General features: G+C 33.2%; 17 protein-coding genes. 4 read left to right on the forward strand and 13 right to left on the reverse strand.

The genetic code is table 11. The features are described from left to right. Together B4A23_RS12280 and B4A23_RS12285 are read left to right on the forward strand one after the other, a co-directional pair. Positions 1 to 724, forward strand: a 724-nt coding sequence (locus B4A23_RS12280) for an NAD(P)/FAD-dependent oxidoreductase (RefSeq protein WP_291120459.1), incomplete at its 5' end; no start/stop codon positions are given. 98 nt (positions 725 to 822) lie between these two features. Continuing rightward, the gene (locus B4A23_RS12285; protein ID WP_291120461.1) at positions 823 to 1,203 is read left to right on the forward strand and encodes a DoxX family protein; all 381 of its coding nucleotides are present in this window, start codon (positions 823 to 825) and stop codon (positions 1,201 to 1,203) included. Positions 1,204 to 1,271: 68 nt separating this feature from the next. Here B4A23_RS12285 and cphA read toward each other — a convergent pair whose 3' ends face one another. Further along, positions 1,272 to 3,893, reverse strand: coding sequence for a cyanophycin synthetase (cphA, locus tag B4A23_RS12290; RefSeq protein WP_291120463.1), 2,622 nt, complete (start codon positions 3,891 to 3,893; stop codon positions 1,272 to 1,274). A gap of 146 nt (positions 3,894 to 4,039) precedes the next feature. Here cphA and B4A23_RS12295 point away from each other — a divergent pair, with 146 nt between their 5' ends. Together B4A23_RS12295 and B4A23_RS12300 are read left to right on the forward strand one after the other, a co-directional pair. Next, complete coding sequence (locus B4A23_RS12295) at positions 4,040 to 4,921, forward strand: cyanophycinase (protein WP_291120465.1); 882 nt, start codon at positions 4,040 to 4,042, stop codon at positions 4,919 to 4,921. A gap of 1 nt (position 4,922) precedes the next feature. After that, a complete protein-coding gene (locus tag B4A23_RS12300) occupies positions 4,923 to 5,765 on the forward strand; it encodes an isoaspartyl peptidase/L-asparaginase (protein ID WP_291120467.1) in 843 nt (280 codons plus the stop codon). A 1-nt stretch (position 5,766) separates the two neighbouring features. Here B4A23_RS12300 and B4A23_RS12305 read toward each other — a convergent pair whose 3' ends face one another. The 12 genes from B4A23_RS12305 to B4A23_RS12360 form a co-directional block, all read right to left on the reverse strand. Beyond that, positions 5,767 to 6,018, reverse strand: coding sequence for a hypothetical protein (locus B4A23_RS12305; RefSeq protein WP_291120469.1), 252 nt, complete (start codon positions 6,016 to 6,018; stop codon positions 5,767 to 5,769). Positions 6,019 to 6,229: 211 nt separating this feature from the next. After that, entirely contained in the window at positions 6,230 to 6,877 is a 648-nt protein-coding gene (pdeM, locus tag B4A23_RS12310) for a ligase-associated DNA damage response endonuclease PdeM (protein ID WP_291120471.1), read from the reverse strand. After that, the gene (locus B4A23_RS12315; RefSeq protein ID WP_291120473.1) at positions 6,874 to 9,336 is read right to left on the reverse strand and encodes a ligase-associated DNA damage response DEXH box helicase; all 2,463 of its coding nucleotides are present in this window, start codon (positions 9,334 to 9,336) and stop codon (positions 6,874 to 6,876) included. The genes pdeM and B4A23_RS12315 overlap by 4 nt, the downstream gene beginning before the upstream one ends. Then, positions 9,333 to 10,913, reverse strand: a complete 1,581-nt coding sequence (locus B4A23_RS12320; protein WP_291120475.1) for an ATP-dependent DNA ligase — start codon at positions 10,911 to 10,913, stop codon at positions 9,333 to 9,335. The genes B4A23_RS12315 and B4A23_RS12320 overlap by 4 nt, the downstream gene beginning before the upstream one ends. Before the next feature lie 143 nt (positions 10,914 to 11,056). Next, entirely contained in the window at positions 11,057 to 12,067 is a 1,011-nt protein-coding gene (locus tag B4A23_RS12325) for a ligase-associated DNA damage response exonuclease (RefSeq protein WP_291120477.1), read from the reverse strand. Position 12,068: 1 nt separating this feature from the next. Next, positions 12,069 to 13,064 carry an SDR family NAD(P)-dependent oxidoreductase gene (locus B4A23_RS12330; protein ID WP_291120479.1) on the reverse strand — a complete coding sequence of 332 codons (996 nt, stop codon included), beginning with the start codon at positions 13,062 to 13,064 and terminating at the stop codon, positions 12,069 to 12,071. A gap of 77 nt (positions 13,065 to 13,141) precedes the next feature. After that, complete coding sequence (locus B4A23_RS12335) at positions 13,142 to 13,393, reverse strand: GlsB/YeaQ/YmgE family stress response membrane protein (RefSeq protein ID WP_291120481.1); 252 nt, start codon at positions 13,391 to 13,393, stop codon at positions 13,142 to 13,144. A 126-nt stretch (positions 13,394 to 13,519) separates the two neighbouring features. Continuing rightward, positions 13,520 to 14,035 (reverse strand): pyridoxamine 5'-phosphate oxidase family protein, encoded by a 516-nt coding sequence (locus B4A23_RS12340; RefSeq protein ID WP_291120483.1) that lies wholly within the window; start codon positions 14,033 to 14,035, stop codon positions 13,520 to 13,522. Between the two features lie 4 nt (positions 14,036 to 14,039). Further along, positions 14,040 to 14,273 (reverse strand): hypothetical protein, encoded by a 234-nt coding sequence (locus B4A23_RS12345; RefSeq protein ID WP_291120485.1) that lies wholly within the window; start codon positions 14,271 to 14,273, stop codon positions 14,040 to 14,042. Positions 14,274 to 14,312: 39 nt separating this feature from the next. Beyond that, complete coding sequence (locus B4A23_RS12350) at positions 14,313 to 16,436, reverse strand: catalase (protein ID WP_291120487.1); 2,124 nt, start codon at positions 16,434 to 16,436, stop codon at positions 14,313 to 14,315. A 363-nt stretch (positions 16,437 to 16,799) separates the two neighbouring features. Beyond that, entirely contained in the window at positions 16,800 to 17,066 is a 267-nt protein-coding gene (locus B4A23_RS12355; RefSeq protein ID WP_291120489.1) for a hypothetical protein, read from the reverse strand. A 1-nt stretch (position 17,067) separates the two neighbouring features. Next, positions 17,068 to 17,694: a c-type cytochrome gene (locus tag B4A23_RS12360; RefSeq protein ID WP_291120491.1), complete on the reverse strand. Its 627-nt coding sequence runs from the start codon at positions 17,692 to 17,694 to the stop codon at positions 17,068 to 17,070. Positions 17,695 to 18,278 lie beyond the last annotated feature (584 nt).

An 18,278-nucleotide genomic window follows, 5' to 3' on the forward strand; every position in this document is an offset into this window, starting at 1 on the left:
CCAAAATATTGATGGAATTGCTGCATTGCAAAATGATACTTCTGCCCAGATGGATGCTTATAAAGGCGCTATCAATTTATTAAAGTATCATCAAGAAAAACATCAATTACAGATTTTTACCCATACAAAAGTGGAAAAAATAGACGAAAATAAGAACAATTGCGAACTATTGACCGAGCATGGACATACTATTTCGTGCAAATATGTAATTGTTGCTACTGGCTTTGAAGCAGGTCAATTTCTACCTAAAAAAGTAATGAATTTATTATCTACTTACGCAATTTGTTCGGCTCCCATTGATAAAAAAATGGTTTGGCCAAATCGTAGCTTAATATGGGAGACAGCAGAACCTTATCTTTATATGCGAACAACAAAAGATAATCGATTGATAGTTGGTGGTGAAGATGAAGATTTTCAAAATCCTGATAAAAGAGATGATTTACTTCGAACAAAAATCAAAACTCTTGAACGTAAGTTTAGTCGATTATATCCAGAAATTGAATTCAATACCGAAATGGCTTGGTGCGGAACTTTTAGCTCCACAAATGATGGTTTACCTTATATGGGACCATGGAAAAAAGGTGACCGAACGTTATTTGCATTAGGTTATGGAGGAAATGGAATTACATTTTCGATGGTTGCAGCTCAAGTTTTAAAAAATATCATTCTTAACCAAAAAGATAGTCGCTTAGAAACCTTTGGTTTTGATCGACCAACTAAATAATCAAAAAGTAAATTTCTATTCATATTTTATAACTACAATCATTAAATCAGAAAGAATATTTGATTTAATTGGATGGCAAATATTAAATAAATATAATTATGAAAAAGAAAACGAAACAAAATATAGCTCGTTATAGCCTAGGTGCTTTTTTAGTGGTAGCTGGTATTACCCATTTAACAATTGCGAGAAAAGAGTTCAAAGCTCAAGTTCCTGACTGGGTACCCTTAGATAAAGATGATACTGTTGTATATTCGGGAGTTGTAGAAATAGCACTTGGTAGTTCAATTATATTAGTATCGGAAAAAAAGAAAGAACTTGTAGGTAAAGTTACTGCTGGATTTTTTGCTGCTGTATTCCCCGGAAATTGGGCACAATATAAAAATCATAGAAATGGATTTGGTCTAAATACGGATCAAAAGCGTTTAGCAAGATTATTCTTACAACCATTACTTATGCTTTGGGCATTAAAATCAACATAAATAAAAGTATACTTTCTAAAAAAATAAACCCTTCTAATTCTATAGAAAGGTTTATTTTATGTAATTATTCAAGAAGATTTCAACGACTTCGTCTCTTGATCCAGATGAAATTGAACAACTTCTATTGCATTTGATACAACATCACTTAGCGCAACTACAAAATCACCTTTTTTAGCAATAGCTATAGTATGTGCTATTGCTTCGGTTTCTTTTGAAATAATTTCATAAGGAAAACTTGAATTAACCTCATGAATTCCTTTTACAAGTAAATCTATAATTTCTTCTTCTGTTCTACCCCTCAAATGTTTCTCTTGTCGAATTACAATAAAATCAAACATTTCGGCTGCAATTCTTCCACATGCTTGGATATCTTCATCTCTTCTATCCCCTACGCCAGATATAATTCCTATTTTTCTAGTTGCTTTTACAGTAGTTAAATAATCTTTGATAGCTATGTAACCCGCAGGATTATGAGCAAAATCAATCATAATATTAAAATCATGAAACTTAAAAATATTCATTCGTCCAGGTGTTAACTCAGGACTAGGAATAAATGTTTTTAGTGAAGCCTTTATTTTTTCTGGAAGTATCCCCGATAAATAAGTGCCTAATACTGCTGCTAATACATTCTGAATCATAAAAGATGCTCCTCCATCCATAGTTAATGGAATATTTGAAACATGTGCTAAAGAAATGGTTTGAGATTGATGATAAATTACAATGGATTCATTTTCGTAAACACCTACAGTGTGTCCATCTGCAATTAAATCTTTTACAGCATCAAAATTCAATGCGAAATAAGCCACTTGACAATCCAAATTATTTGCTATTAACATACAATAATAATCTTCGGCGTTTAAAATAGCCCAACCATCTATTTTCACACTCTCAACAACAGTAGATTTTACTTGTGCTAATTGTTCTAAAGTATGAATATCTTTTAATCCTAAATGATCTTCAGTAATATTTGTAATAATTCCTATATCACAAGTACTAAACGCAAGGCCTTCACGAAGAATTCCACCTCTAGCTATTTCCAGAACCGCAACCTCAACCGTTGGATCATTCAATACTTTTCTCGCACTAATAGGTCCTGTTGTATCGCCATTTTCTATCAGTTGATTTTGAATATAAATACCATCGGATGTCGTATAGCCTACATTTTTTCGAGAATTTTTAAATATATGCGCAATCAAACGAGTTGTCGTTGTTTTACCGTTTGTTCCAGTTACAGCGACAATAGGTATAACTGCAGATTTTTGATTAGGAAAAAGCATATCGATAACAGGAGCCGCAACATTGCGTGGTAGACCTTTTGTTGGTGAAAGATGCATTCTAAAACCTGGAGCAGCATTAATCTCTATTACAGCTCCTCCACTATCATAAAGAGAGGATGATAAATTAGGTGCTACAATGTCAATACCGCAGATATCCAAATTAATTAATTGGGCAATACGTTCGGCCAAAACAACATTATCATGATGAAGATTGTCTGTCACATCAATAGCCGTTCCTCCTGTACTAAGATTTGCTGTAGATTTCAGATAAATTATTTCACCTATAGCTGGTACCATTTGTAAATTATAGTTGTTTTTCTTAAGTAAATCAAGCGTATGGGCATCAACAACTATTTCTGTTAATACCTTTTCATGCCCTTCTCCTCTTAGCGGATTATTATTTTCAAAATCAATTAATTCTTGAATTGTTTTTCTACCATCTCCAACAATATGAGCAGGAATTCTTTTTGCAACAGCAACCAATTTATTATTAACCACTAATAACCTAAAATCATAGCCTTTTATATACTTTTCTACAATTACTTTATTACTATATTGCTGAGCAAAACTCAAAGCTTTTTTGGCTTTTTCAATAGTTTCTATCTCTGTGGTCACTCCTCTCCCATGATTACAATCATAAGGTTTGATTACTAATGGATAACCTATTTGATCGATTAAATCATTTAATTCTTCTATATTGTTACAGATCCCTCCGCTTGCCGTCGGGATAGAACCTTTCTCAAGTATCTGTTTAGTTCTATATTTATTACACGCAATTTCTACCGCTAAATGACTTGTTCGTCCGGTAATAGTAGCTTCAATTCGAGCTTGATTCTTTCCATAACCAAATTGAATATACGAGTCATTATTCAATCTAGTCCAAGGAATCCCTCTTTTTTCTGCCTCTTCTACAATACTTAAGGTAGAAGGACCAAGACTATTCTCTTTCCAAATTCTTTTCATTTCCTCAATATCTCGCTCAATAGAGTATTCTGTTCCAGAAATTAGAGCTTCTGAAATTCTAACAGCCGCTTTCGCGGCGTAAATCCCAACCTCTTCATCAAGGTAAGAAAAAACAACATTATAAATTCCAGAAGTAGCTGTCTCTCTTGTTCGGCCAAATCCTGTTTCCATTCCACTCAAACATTGTATCTCTAATGCAATATGCTCTATTACATGTCCCATCCAAGTTCCATCTTTAACTCGACTAAAAAAACCTCCAGCGACTCCTTCCGAACATCTATGAGAATACATAGATGGTAAACATTTTTCTATTCGTTCAGCAAATCCTTCAATCTTATTCGTGGGATAAAACTCTAGTTCCTCCAAATTCAATTTCATTTGGATTAACTTTTCTCGACAAATACTCCAATAATTTGGTCCTCTAAGAATTGATAAGTCTTCTATTTTCATATTTAATGGTGTTAAATTATTCAATAAATCTTTACAAGAACTAGACCTATTTGTACTATTAACACTACTTTATCATTTTTTTAAGAAGTATATTAATAAGCTTAAATTTTATATTGATTAAATTGAATTTTAATATTTTAATACAAATGAGTATAAAAGGAAAATTAATCATAGTTGGAGGAGGAATAAATACTGCTGAGAACATTCCTTCTCATTTATCAAAAGAAGAAATACTAAATGATTTTTTTTATCAAAATGGTATTTTAAAAAAAATAATTGAAGAGTCTAAACTAAAAGAAAATTCAAGAATAGAAATTATTACTACTGCATCTCAGTCTCCTAAAACAGCTGCGGAAGCCTATATTAGAGCTTTTAAACTTTTGGGTGCCAACAATGTAGAGCATTTGGATATTAATACACGTGCAGATGCATTGAATGCAGATTCTCTTAAACGTTTGGATGAAGCCAATGTGGTGCTTTTTAGCGGTGGTGATCAATTACGTTTAACTTCAACTATAGGAGGTACTCCATTTCAACAAAATTTACTTCAAAAATATTATCACGAAGAATTTATATATGCTGGAACTTCTGCAGGAGCTGCTGCAGCTTCATCTAGCATGATTTATCAAGGGGATAGTGTGGATGCATTATTGAAAGGTGCTGTAGAAATGAATAGTGGTTTAGGTCTAATTGATTCAATTATAGTGGATACTCATTTTATTCAACGTGGAAGAATTGGACGATTATTCCAAGCTGTCACAGGTAATCCTATGAAAATAGGTATCGGATTGAGTGAAGACACTGGATTAATTATCAGCGATAACAATAACAAAATGACAGCAATTGGTTCTGGTTCTGTTATTTTGGTTGATGGAAGAGAAATTTTGGATACAAGTTTATCAAAGGTAGAGATTGGATATCCTATATCTATTAGTCACATTATTTCTCATGTGATGACTCGAAATGATATTTTTCATTTTGATGAAAATAAAATTATAATCAAAGATTCACAATATAATAATCAATAAGATGAAAATAATAATTCATGGTGGCTTTTTTTCTGAATCAACACGAGATCCCGAAACAAAGTTTCAAAAGCAAAATGCTTTAATTAAAATTGTACAAAAAGGGTATGATTATTTATCAACGCATACGGCAGCTCAAACAGCCGTGTATACCGTTAGTTTATTAGAAGACAACCCTTTATTTAATGCTGGATTAGGCTCTCAAATTCAGTCCGATGGAATTATCCGTATGAGTGCAGCACTAATGGATGGTAAAACACTCCGAATGTCAGGTGTCATTAATATCGAAAATATTCAGCATCCTATTCAAGTTGCTGAAAAGCTAATGTCGTATGACGATCGAATTCTTGGGGATAAAGGCGCAATAACATTTGCTCATAAAAATGATTTCGCTAATTTTAATCCTGAAATAGAACAAAGAAGAAAAGAATTTATAGAAAAGCTTTATTCAACACCTACAAGTACAGTTGGTTGTGTTTGTTTAGATGTAAACAAAAATATTGCTGTAGCTACTTCTACTGGAGGAAAAGGGTTTGAAATCCCTGGTCGTATTTCAGATTCTGCTACTGTTGCTGGTAATTATGCAAATCAATATTGCGGTGTAAGTATGACAGGTATTGGAGAAGATATTGTAAGTGGAGCAATGGCTGCAAAAATTGTTACGCGTGTTACTGATGAAATGTCAATAAAAGATGCATTCCATAAAAGTTTTGAAGAGTTAAAACAGATAGATGGTTTTGCTGGTGCAATAGGTATTGATTATTTGGGAAATATATTTCATCAAGAAAGCCATCCAACTATGGTTTTTGCTTCTTTTGACGGAGTTGAATTAAAATATTTTTCATAATCTAATCTCCTCCTAAAAGATCAATCAATTTAGTGTGTATATCACTTACAAAAGCAAATTTCCCAGAAGTTGAATGATTGTCTTCACTATCCCCTCCTTCACTTATTATAACACCATGTCGTGATTCAGTTTCTACATTTTCGCTCACTGTTTCTTTACCATCATTATAACCTTTTTCATAGGCTTTATCATAAAGCTCATTCAATAGATTTTGAATAGCTTTTGTATCATAATTGTTATTATCGTTTTTCATCATAATAAATTTTAAAATATATGTACGTAATTTAGGATAATTAATATTCTGTATTTATAACTTGAGTCATGTTTATTTTAGTGAATTTAATTAAAAAAACTCTGAATATCAAATTAATGCATAAATAAAATAGCTAAAAACGCGAATTAAGCACATATTCCAAAACAAAACAAGCATAAAGAGCGTACAAATAACTTATTTAATACGAAACTTATATGCTATAAATATTTTCTTCCGTAAAAAAATAATAGCTTGAATTTTTGGGATGATTTTTTGTATCCAAACCTGTAAACGAATTAAAAGCTGGTAAAATTAGTTGGAAATTACTCACAATATAACACGGAAATTTAACAAATCTCCCAACTGGAGTTTTCATTCTAATTCCTGGATGAAGATGTCCCGAAATCACAAATTTTTCTTGTGATCCCACTTTTTCATGGGAAAAAATAAAATGCTCTTCTTCGTAAATTTCACAAACTTCTGTAACACCAATGTCAATCAGTTTTTCCTTTGCAATTCGGTCATGGTTACCTTTTATTAGGATTATTTTTAAATCAGAAAATTGAGATTTCCATTCAGCAAATAGGTTGAATTCTGAATTTTTTCCTGCATGAACAAAATCGCCTACAACAATCATTTTTTTAGGCTGGAAGTGAATGGTTAAATCAGACAAACGTTTCAAATCCTTCTCGATAATTTCGGATGGTAAAGCGATGCCGTTTTTTCTGAAATGAGCGGTTTTTCCTAGATGTAAGTCTGATAAGACCAAGGTTTCTGTCTCCTTCCAAAAAAGCGCCCGTTGATTGGTTAAAACTAAGTTTTGTTGCTTAATATTGATCGTCTTTTCTACTAAAATCATTTCCGTTTTGCTTTTTTCTTCAAATTTGCCTCTTGCATTTTTCTAATTCTCGTACTCAAATCTTCGCTGGAAAGCGATTGTCTCAAACTGTCTACTTTTATCGGAAAACTTAAAGGTGTAAATTGACCCGATTTTACATAGATGATTTTACTTTCACTAATGCGATTAAAAGCTGCGTTTAATCTTTGTTCTTCCAATTGTTGGTTAAAAACTTCCGTGTATGCCTGTCGTAACAATAAATTTTGCGGATCATAATCTTCCAAAACAGAAAATATAATTCCCGATGAAGCCTGCAAAGATTTGTTATTCACTTGTCTTCCGGGCATCGTTTGCACCACCATTCCAGAAATCACGGCAATATCTCTAAATTTTCTTCGGGCCATTTCAGTCGCATTTACACTGCTAATAACGTCTTGCATTAGATTTACTTTGGAAAGAATTTGAGTCAATTCCGTATCCTTCAATTGTATTTCTCTGTCCGAAAAAAGTTCAAAACCATAATCGTTCATCGCCATCGAGAAGCTGATAGGGTATAATTTAGAAATTCGATATGCCAATAAAGCTGCCATCACTTCATGCACCAATCTCCCTTCAAAAGGGTAAAAAAACAAATGATAACCTTCTCTCGTTTTGATGCGCTCTACTAGAAATTCATCTTCTTTCGGAATGTGCGAATTTTCATTTTGATTCACCAATAAAGGATGCAAAAATCGAAGTTCTTTCTCACGAGCGTTTGGTGAGAGCGATTCAGCTAATTTTTTACGTAAAAAATAACTTAAATTAGATGACAAAGGCAATCTACCTCCAAGCCAACTAGGAGTTATCGCTTTACCACTCGATAATTTTACAAAAACTGTCATATCTTTCAGCATAGCGAATTCTAAAACACGTCCTGCTAAAACAAATTTATCACCTTTCCTCAGTTTAGTAATAAAATATTCTTCAATCATCCCAATATAACCTCCCGACAAAAACTTCACTCGTAACATCGAATCGCTTACAATAGCTCCAATATTCATGCGGTGCAACATGCCTATTTTTCTTTTTTCAACAACTAGTTTTCCATCTTCTTGTTTCACCACTTTATGAAATTCTTCGTAATTTTCACCTGTTTTTCCGCCTTGTGTGATAAAATAAATACACCATTGCCATTCCTCTTCCGTTATTTCAGAAAAAGCATAGATATTTTTGAGTAGGGGATAAATTTCTTTGGGATAAAAACCACCACCCAAAGCCAAAGTAACGAGAAATTGCACCAAAACATCGTACGCCAAAACAAAAGGTTCCCTGCTTTCAATCACTTTATTTTTAACAGCTTCTTTTAACGCTGAAGCTTCAATCAATTCTAAGGAATGGGTGGGAACAAAGTAAATTTTTGAGGTTTCAAAAGGCGAGTGTCCACTTCGTCCTGCTCTTTGCATAAACCGAGCAACGCCTTTACTGGAACCAATTTGAATCACAGTATCTACAGGTTTAAAATCGACACCCAAATCCAAAGACGATGTAGAAACCACCGCCTTTAAAAGTCCGGAACTCAAATTTTCTTCTACCCATTGACGCAAATTAGCATCGATGGAACTATGATGCAATGCAATTTGCCCAGCAAAATCTGGATACGCTTCCAATAAAAGCTGATACCACATTTCACTCTGGCTTCGCGTATTGGTGAAAATAAGTGTCGATTTACTTTTTAAAATAATGGAAACGACTTCCTGTATTAATTTTCCACCTAAATGTCCTGCCCAAGGCAAAATTTCGACTTCAGGAGGATAAACGGAGAGAATTTCGATTTTCTTATGCTCTTTAGCGACAATTTTGGTTCTCTTTTTAGCATTTGGAATCAAAACATCCAATGCCTGATCCAAATTACCAATGGTTGCCGTAATTCCCCAGATCTTGATGTTTGCTTCCCGAAGTTTTAAAACAGCCAAAGCCAATTCTACCATCACACCACGTTTTGTACTTAACAATTCGTGCCACTCGTCTACCACAACTGCTTTGAGATGAGTAAAAAATCGTTCGTTATTTTTTTGAGCCAAAAGAAGATGCAAACTTTCGGGCGTTACCAAAAGAATATCAGGCATTTTCTTAGTCTGTCGGGCTTTCTGTTGTGCATCGGTATCACCATTTCGTACTTCCACCACCCAATCAAGTCCAATTTCGTTAATCGTTTCTTGCATGGCTCTTGCCAAATCTTTAGCTAAAGAACGGAGTGGCGTTACCCAAAGAAGTTTCAATCCATTTCCGTATTTTTCGGGATGATTAAAAAAATCAATAACAACCGCTAAAAAAAGAGAATAAGTTTTCCCAAAGCCTGTGGGAGCAACAACCATCCCAGAATAACCATTAGCAAAACGTTGCCAAGTATCCTTCTGAAAACTAAAAGCCTCCATATCTTTGGCTTGCATCCAGTTTTTGATGAGTTGATAGCCATAGGATTGTTCGAATTTCTCGGTCACGTGATTAATTTTTTAATATCTTCAATATCGTCTATTTCATCCATTTTTTTATCGCGTCGCCAACGTAAAATTCTTGGAAAACGCAATGCTACACCCGATTTATGTCGACTACTAAATCCAATTCCTTCAAAAGCCAACTCAAAAACTAATTCTGGTTTTACAGTTCGGACAGGTCCAAATTTTTCCAACACATTTTTAGAAATAAATTTGCTAACTTCTTGTATTTCTTTATCTGTTAAACCTGAATAAGCTTTCGCAATCGTAACTAATTTTCCTTCTTTTTTGACTGCAAAAGTATAATCAGTATAATACCCGCTTCGTCTTCCACTTCCTTTTTGGGCGTAAATTAAAACTGCATCAATCGTCAGTGGATCCAGTTTCCATTTCCACCAATCGCCTTTTTTACGACCGGTATGATAAGGAGAATGTGCATTTTTCAGCATCAAACCTTCACTATTAATTTCTCGAGCATTTTCTCGAATTGCGGGAAGTTGATTCCAATTTTCAAAAATAATTTTTTCTGAAAGTTGTACTTTATCCGAAGGATTGTCTTCTAAAATTTGCTCTAATTTTAATCTTCTTTGCATCATCGATTTTTCGCGATAATCATCTTTTTCCCACTCTAAAACGTCGTACGCATAAACAACAATGGGAATTTCGTTCAAAATTTTCTTCGTTAAATTTTTTCGATTCAAGCGTTTTTGAAGCGCAGTAAAATTTAAAACTTGATCGTTTTTAAATGCTAGAATCTCACCATCCAAAACAAAATTACCTTTCCATTGCAGTAATTCATCACGAATTTCAGGAAATTGATCCGTCACCAATTCTTCACCTCTCGACCAAATAAAAACTTCGCCATCTCGCTTAATAAATTGCCCTCGAATACCATCCCATTTATATTCTACCAACCACTCTTGCGTTTCGCCCAAATCTTCAATTTCTTTTTCTAACGCATAAGCCAAACAAAACGGATAAGGTTTGGATAAATGAGTTGCAGTATAATCGCCTTTAATCAACTTTTCGAAATCGACTTCCTCTGTCGTCCAAGTACCCATAATACTGTGTGTAATTGCATTAGCGTCTAAATTATAATATTTTGAAAGCGTATTGATTAAGGTTTTACTGGAAACGCCTATTCTGAAACTGCCGCCCAAAAGTTTATTGAAAATAAACCGCTCTACATAACCTAAACCGCTCCACGCATCAAGAACGAATTCTTTTTTCTGGTCATCCGTTTTGTCTTTTAAATCAATGATTTTTTGCATCCATTCTGACAAAGAATAGTCGATGGTTTTGGTTGATGGTGGTAAAATTAGCGAAATAGTTTCCCCTAAATCACCAACGTTGGAATAACTCTCCACAAAAAGCCATTCAGAAATTTCGGCAACTTCCATCGCCCACGTTTTCATTAATGTAGAATTGACATTTCGTTTCGGTTTACGCCCTGTAAACAAAGCTAGAAACCATAATTTATCTTGTGAAGACGCCACTTGTAGAAACTCGATAATCGCCTCTTGTTTTAAAGAAGTTTTGTTGGTGCTCTCAAGCGCATTGATCAAAGTAGCAAAATCGTTCATTGATGATTTAAAATTTTAAAGCAATTTTAATATTTATTTCTGTTTTGTATATATTTCTCATTCCGCTTTTCTTTTTTCAAAATGACAATGCTGTATAGTCATTTCGACGATAAAAGAAATCTCAAAAAAATCTTTATGAAAATCTATTTCTCTTCCTCCATTTCCGTTTTTTCTTCGTCGTCGCCATATTCAGTTTTTACTTCTTCGGAATAAATACCTATTTCGTTTAAATATTTAGAAAAAATCGCCGTTTTACCATGTGTTACATAAACTTTTTCGGCTTCCGTAGCTTTAATCGCACTTAATAATCCTTGCCAATCTGCGTGATCACTAATTGCAAAACCTGCATCTGCACTTCGCCATCTTCTAGCACCACGAATTTGCATCCATCCCGAACAAATGGCATACGCCATATTCGGTATTTTCTTCATCGCTGGATTGTCCACCAAAGCGGGTGGCAACAAAATTATTTTCCCATCCAAATGCTTTTTATCATCACGTAAATCTATGGTTTTGTACTCAGGTAATTTAACACCAACACTTTCGTACGCCTCATTCAATTTTGCAATGGAATAATGGACATTTAACTCTCCAATACCCTCCAATGCTTTCATAATACGCTGCGATTTCCCTAAAGAATAACCTATAAAAACCGAAGTTTTTCCTTTCGTTTTATTATGATCTACCCAATCACGCATGTTTTTTTCTTGTTCTGCTACAGATAGCCAATTGTAAACAGGAAGTCCAAAAGTACTTTCGGTAACGAATTCGTGGCATTTTACAGCTTCAAAAGCCGTAGAAAGCCCATCATCTTGAAGTTTATAATCTCCAGAAATTACGCTTACATAACCTTTATACTCCATCCTAATTTGTGCAGAGCCGATAATGTGACCGGCAGGATGCAAAGAGACTTTAACTCCATTTATAGTTATTTGTTCGTCATAACCGATACTTTCGCATTCGATATTTCTACCAATTCTTGAAAATAAAATAGGTTTAGTGAAATGATGACACAAATATTTTTTCATTCCACTTCGAGCGTGATCGGCATGACCGTGCGTGATAACTGCTAAATCTACAGGTCGCCATGGATCAATATAAAACTTACCTGGAATACAATAAATGCCTTTAGATGTGAATTTGAGCAATTTCAACTTAATTCAGTTTTTTTGATTTATTTTTTAAATATTTTACTACAAAAAATCCTACTGCGAGTACTAACGATGTTCCGATGATTTTTTGATTAGTTTTTGATGGTACTGGAATAGCCATCTTTCCATAAACAGCATGTGGATCCGTAGAAGGTTCTAAAACATTACCTTCATCCGCCTTTCCTTTTTTCACCTTCATCATCAGCCTTAAAACACCTGTTGCCAAATTGGTAAAGGTTTCTGGAAAAGCACCATGTGCAAACTTCAACATAAATGATGTAGCATCTGGAAAGGTATCATTTTTAGGTTTGTCTACTAAATTATAGATCACCTTTGCGGTATCTTTAGGATCTGATGCAAACGGAGGTATTTTAAAATCTAAACCCGAGAATTTAGCGGAATGCATATTTCCTGTAGATTGTTGAACTTGTGGATAAACGTTGCAAATATGTATTTCGGGATTCACACTATACTCACTTTGTAAGCCAGTCATCATGCCTTTTATTCCTGTTTTAGTTGCCGAATATACCGAACTAAATGGAGCAGGCACATATCCTCCAATGGAAACATTGTTAATTAAAACGCCTTGATTTTGTTCTTTAAAAACGGGTAAAACGTAGTACGCTCCGTGCATATAACCCATTAAATTGGTTTTGATTACTTGTTCGTTTATGTCCATAGGAATTTCCTCAAATTTTCCGCTTGCCATAACACCTGCATTATTCACCCACACATCTATGCGTCCAAATTCTTTCAGAGCAAATTCAACTAAATCTTTTACTTCATTTGCATTAGAAACATCAGTTGATTTATAAACCGCTTTTCCACCGAAAGCATTGCATTCTGAAACCGCCTTTTCTAAACCTTCTACACCTCGTGCTGCCAAAACCAATTGATATCCATTTTGAGCAAATAAGTGTGCTGTAGCTAAGCCAACACCACTAGAAGCGCCAGTAATTACCGCTGTTTTAGTAATTAAATCAATGACTGTATTTTTCATAATTATAAATAGTAATATTAAACAAAAAGTCTCAGAGCTCTGAGACTTTACAGTATTTTAATCGTTAATTAGACAGTCTATTTTTTCGAAATCATTCTATACACTGCTAGACATAAAACTGCTCCAGCAATTGCAACTAAAAAACTAGAAAAATTAAATCCGCTTACATCGACACCAAAAAGCATCGATCCTAGCCACCCACCGACAACAGCACCTATAATCCCAATAATTATTGTTACTATCCAACCCCCTGGATCGTTACCAGGGTGTATTGCTTTTGCTATTGCTCCAGCTATAAGGCCGAAAATAATCCATGTTAGAATTCCCATAATGTGTGATTTTAAATATTAATAAATACGTTAATAAAAAAAATGTTTCAAATGCAATGCCATAAGTAGTTTGTTTCTGCATTTTTATTTAATTAATTAACATTGTAGAAAACAATGTTTTATTTTTTATAGTTTCAGTTCACCTTCAATTCCTCCGTCTTCAATTGTACTTCCTGTAACCACTGCGAAAAGCATTTTCGACATGGCAATAAACTTATTGTCTTTGGTTTCGTAATAATAACCATCGTTTGGCGAAACTTTTATTACACTGATATTAGGATCGTCTTTTCCATCAAACCAAGCATTTGCAAAATTGGTCCAGTATTTATTAATTAAAGTTTTATCTTTTGAAACACTGGCTTTTCCTTTAATAAAGATGTATTCGTATTTAGAATTATTCATAAAATACAGTTCTACATTAGGATTGGCTTCAATTTCATCATTTTTCAATGAACGAACATCACTCAAAAACCAGAGGTTACCAACCTCATCTACTTTTTGAAGAGCCATTGGTCTACTTGTAGTATTACCGCCAATATTAGTGGTAAAAAAGCAAGTTTGGGCAGTTTCAGCAATAGATTTTATCTTTTCAATGGCTTTATTTCCGCTCAAATTTTCTGTCGGTGACTGTGCATTTCCCATAATTTTATTTTTTTATTTCTGAATTGTGATTAAAACAATTATTCTCCTCATTGATATGAAAAGTAAAATTTGTACAAACTATAATGTCATTGCTATCAAAATGTTTTACAATACCATTTTTTTCCATCGTTACAACCCAACATGAATTTTGATGCATACCATAATCAATTATAAAAATAGTATGACCTCTACCAATAGGGGTATCAACAAGTATTGTAGGACTAAGTTGTAATATCATTCGTATAAATTTTATAATTATATCACGTTAAACATTTTATTATGATGGAACCTTCCTTTCTTCTTCAAGGTCCCAAATACGATGTAATTTCATTACTTGAATAAAATCCACAATCCAATTCTCATTTTCATCTTCTAAAATCACTCCTCTATCAGGTTTCACAAATGAATTATCCATTAACGAACCTGCACCTTTAGCAAATGCTAATATTTTACAATGTCTGTAAGAATCATTAATAAATTCATAATAATCTGGATTAGATTTTAAAGATTCAATTGATTTACCTGATGGTGTATACACGGCATCATAACAAACTGAAGGATCTGTAAGATAGCTATGGGAAATATTTTCTTTACTTCCTTCTTCATAAGTTAGTTCACCTACTTTAGATGAAATTAATACCGCTTCAGCTCCCTCTTTTTCCAGAGCTTTTTTTAATTGATCTACACTTTTTTTAGAAACACCATTATCCACTAAAAAGGCTACTTTTCTAGTTTTAATAGTTCCTTCACCTTCTTTTACTTTCATACTCAAAGCATCAGATGAATTTATTTCTTGTTTATTAGGTTGCAGAGGATAATTGGGATGATTTTGCCTTGCAAAACTTAATGTCAGTTCATCCAACTCTTTTGGAGGTATAATTCCAAGATTATCACCTACTTTTTGCGCTAAAGTTTTATCAATTTGATAAAGTATAGCAACTTGTCTCTCTCTAATTTTTGGATCAGAAACCTTACTCAATTCAAAACTAAAAGCATCTATAATATGTTGTTTCTCTGGTTTGGATTGTGAATTAAAAAACAAGGTTGCTTGCGAGAAATGATCAGCAAACGAATCAGATCTAGTTCTTACTTTCTTCCCTTCTACTTTTTGTTCATGAGATTTAAAACCTTCTTCTCCCTTCAACATAGCATGATATGGGCAACCAGAAGCTTTGCTATTCGGAAAATAACTTACTCCTCCTTTGAGAATATCTATTCTGCCCGTTCCATCTTTTTGATTATTATGCTTTTGATTTAATGATCTATTAATAGGAATTTCATGAAAGTTTGCTCCACCTAATCTATAATTCTGTGTATCCATATAAGAAAAAACACGACCTTGCAGTAAAGGATCATCCGATAAATCAATACCTGGGATAATTCTTCCAGGGTCAAAAGCCACTTGTTCTGTTTCTGCAAAAAAATTGTCAGGATTGCGATTAAGTGTCATCGTACCAATGATTTTAACTGGAACTAATTCTTCAGGAATTATTTTTGTAACATCTAATAAATCAAAAGAATATTTTAATTCATCTTCTTCAGGAATTAGCTGAACACCCAAATCCCATTGCGGAAAATTTCCTGCATCAATAGCTTCCCATAAATCTTGACGATGAAAGTCAGAATTAAATCCTGATATTTTTTGAGCTTCATTCCATGCAACAGAATGCACTCCTAATTTAGGTTTCCAATGGAATTTAACAAAAGTTGCTTTACCTTCTTGATTAACCAACTTAAATGTATGTACTCCAAATCCCTCCATCATTCTCAGACTACGAGGAATTGCTCTATCAGACATTGCCCACATAATCATATGTGCTGATTCTGGCATCAATGAAATAAAATCCCAAAAAGTATCATGCGCAGAAGCCGCTTGAGGAATTTCTTTATCAGGCTCTGGTTTAACTGCATGTATTAAATCAGGGAAATTCATAGCATCCTGAATAAAAAATACAGGTATATTATTTCCAACTAAATCATAATTACCATCTTCTGTATAGAACTTTACAGAAAAGCCTCTAACATCTCTTGCTAAATCTGTAGATCCCTTAAATCCTGCAACAGTTGAAAAACGTATAAATAGTGGTGTTGTTTTACCTTTTTGAAGAAATTTTGCACATGTATATTCACTTATATCCTCATTAATTTCCAATATTCCATGAGCTCCACTACCTCGTGCATGTACAACACGTTCTGGTATTCTTTCTCGGTCAAAATGACCCAACTTATCAAAGTATATATGGTCTTGTTGTAAGGAAGGTCCTCTATCTCCAACTTTTAAGGTGTTATTATTATCATAGATCGAGACACCATCATTCGTTGTTAATTTTTGATTAGTGTTATCAACTGTAAACTGATTCATTTGTTCAATTTTAGAATCTGAACTTTTAGATTTTTTCATATGCAATTTGTTAATTAGTAAATGTTAATGAATAAGAATAGGCAAACAACACGATAAGGAAATACAAAAAATAAAATCGACATAAAAGTAATTACCCTATTGAGAATTATTTGCTTTAAATATAATTTCATTAAAATATCAATCAATTAAAGTGCCATATTTTTTTAAAATGATAAAAACATACAGATTAAAATAACAATAAACTATTTAATGATATAATTTATACCTATTTAAATTAGGGTATTGATTTATATTGTTTATTTTAAACACCATAGCTGGTAATTTCATAGTATATTAATTGGTTTCAATTGATCATCTAAAAATAAAAATATTTTGCTTCTGTCATTTTTCATATGATCTGTTTTAATCTGAATAAAATAAATTTTTTATGTGTCCACTTTGTTTTTCTCCTGATTTAAATAAATATTTAAGAGATAGAATAAAAGTCCATAATGTTATTAGAATAACTATTACTACAATAAACCAATCCCAATCGCTTTGAGGACCTGTTCCATATGTAAAATTCTTTGTGATTTTTGGTTGTTGCAATTGACATGCATCACATGCAAACAAAGCTGATGTAAGAAATATACTTACAAAGCTCATTTTATTTTTAGCTCTTTTATCCATATTATTTTATTTTATCCAAAATGACCTGCACTTCTTCAACTGTTATTTTTTTTGAATTATTTCCCCAACTTGAGCGTTCGTGATTTATTATAGCCGCTACATCTTCGGCTGTAAAACCTGCATTCTCTCCCAATGCGGGCATAGTTGCATATTCTGGTCGCGGATCATAAACTTTCATAATTATAGTAACATATAATTCTAAAGCCCCACCTGTAACCACTGGACTATTTTTTAAAGGAGGAAATGCTCCAGGAACTCCTTCTCCATTTGCTTGATGACATGTTGCACAATTAGTTGAACCATTTCTTCTACCTCCAAACCCTGAACGACTCGAATTAGAAGATTGCCCGCGGCGATTTGAAGATCGACCACCTCCATGAGAAGCTTTACCTCCCATTCGTGATATACGCGTGCGTTCTGCATTGCTCATTGATGCAAAACCTCTTTGCGATGTTCCTGATCCACTTCCAGTATTTCTGCTACTTCCGCTTCTTGAAGAATTGCTTCGAGAGCTTGAGTTTGAAGTAGATCTACGATTGTTAGATTGAGATGAATTTGAACGACTTCCTCGACCAGATGAACGATTATCATCAGAAACGAATCTACACATACTATCTCGTTCGGGCATATTTCTTCTATTATTTCTTCTGTTATCTTGATAATCATCGTCATCGTCTTCATCATCATAATAATCTTCTTCATCGTCATCATAGTTATCATCTTGATAACCACTTACAAAATCATCATAGTCATCTTAATAATCAGAAAAATCATCATCATAGTCTCCATCCTCAGATGCATCGTTAAAACCATGATCATAACCCAATTGATAAATTTCTTATAAGGTTGATTTCGCATTGTTTGAATTGTTTCGCGAATTGTGGTTGTTTGAATTACTCCTTTACATATTTGTAGTTTTGTAATTAATTATATAAGTTGACTAGTATTTTTTATATAATAAATTGGATTGAACTTTAATTGAAATACTAATTAGATTTCTATTTGATGCTAAATTATTAAGGGATTCATGAGAGATTCATGAGTCAAGTCATAAGCGTATAAAAACGTTTAAATAATTGATTTTATTTTTAATAAAAAAACATCTAATAATAACCGTAAGTGTTTTCAAGAATAAAACATAAATAAATGTGAGAATGTAAAAAGTGATTACATTTTTTTATTTAATTTTCACCTTTACCCATTAAAAATCTG

Source organism: Empedobacter sp. UBA7248 (genome assembly GCF_002472945.1).
In the GTDB taxonomy this organism is placed as follows: domain Bacteria; phylum Bacteroidota; class Bacteroidia; order Flavobacteriales; family Weeksellaceae; genus Empedobacter; species Empedobacter falsenii_C.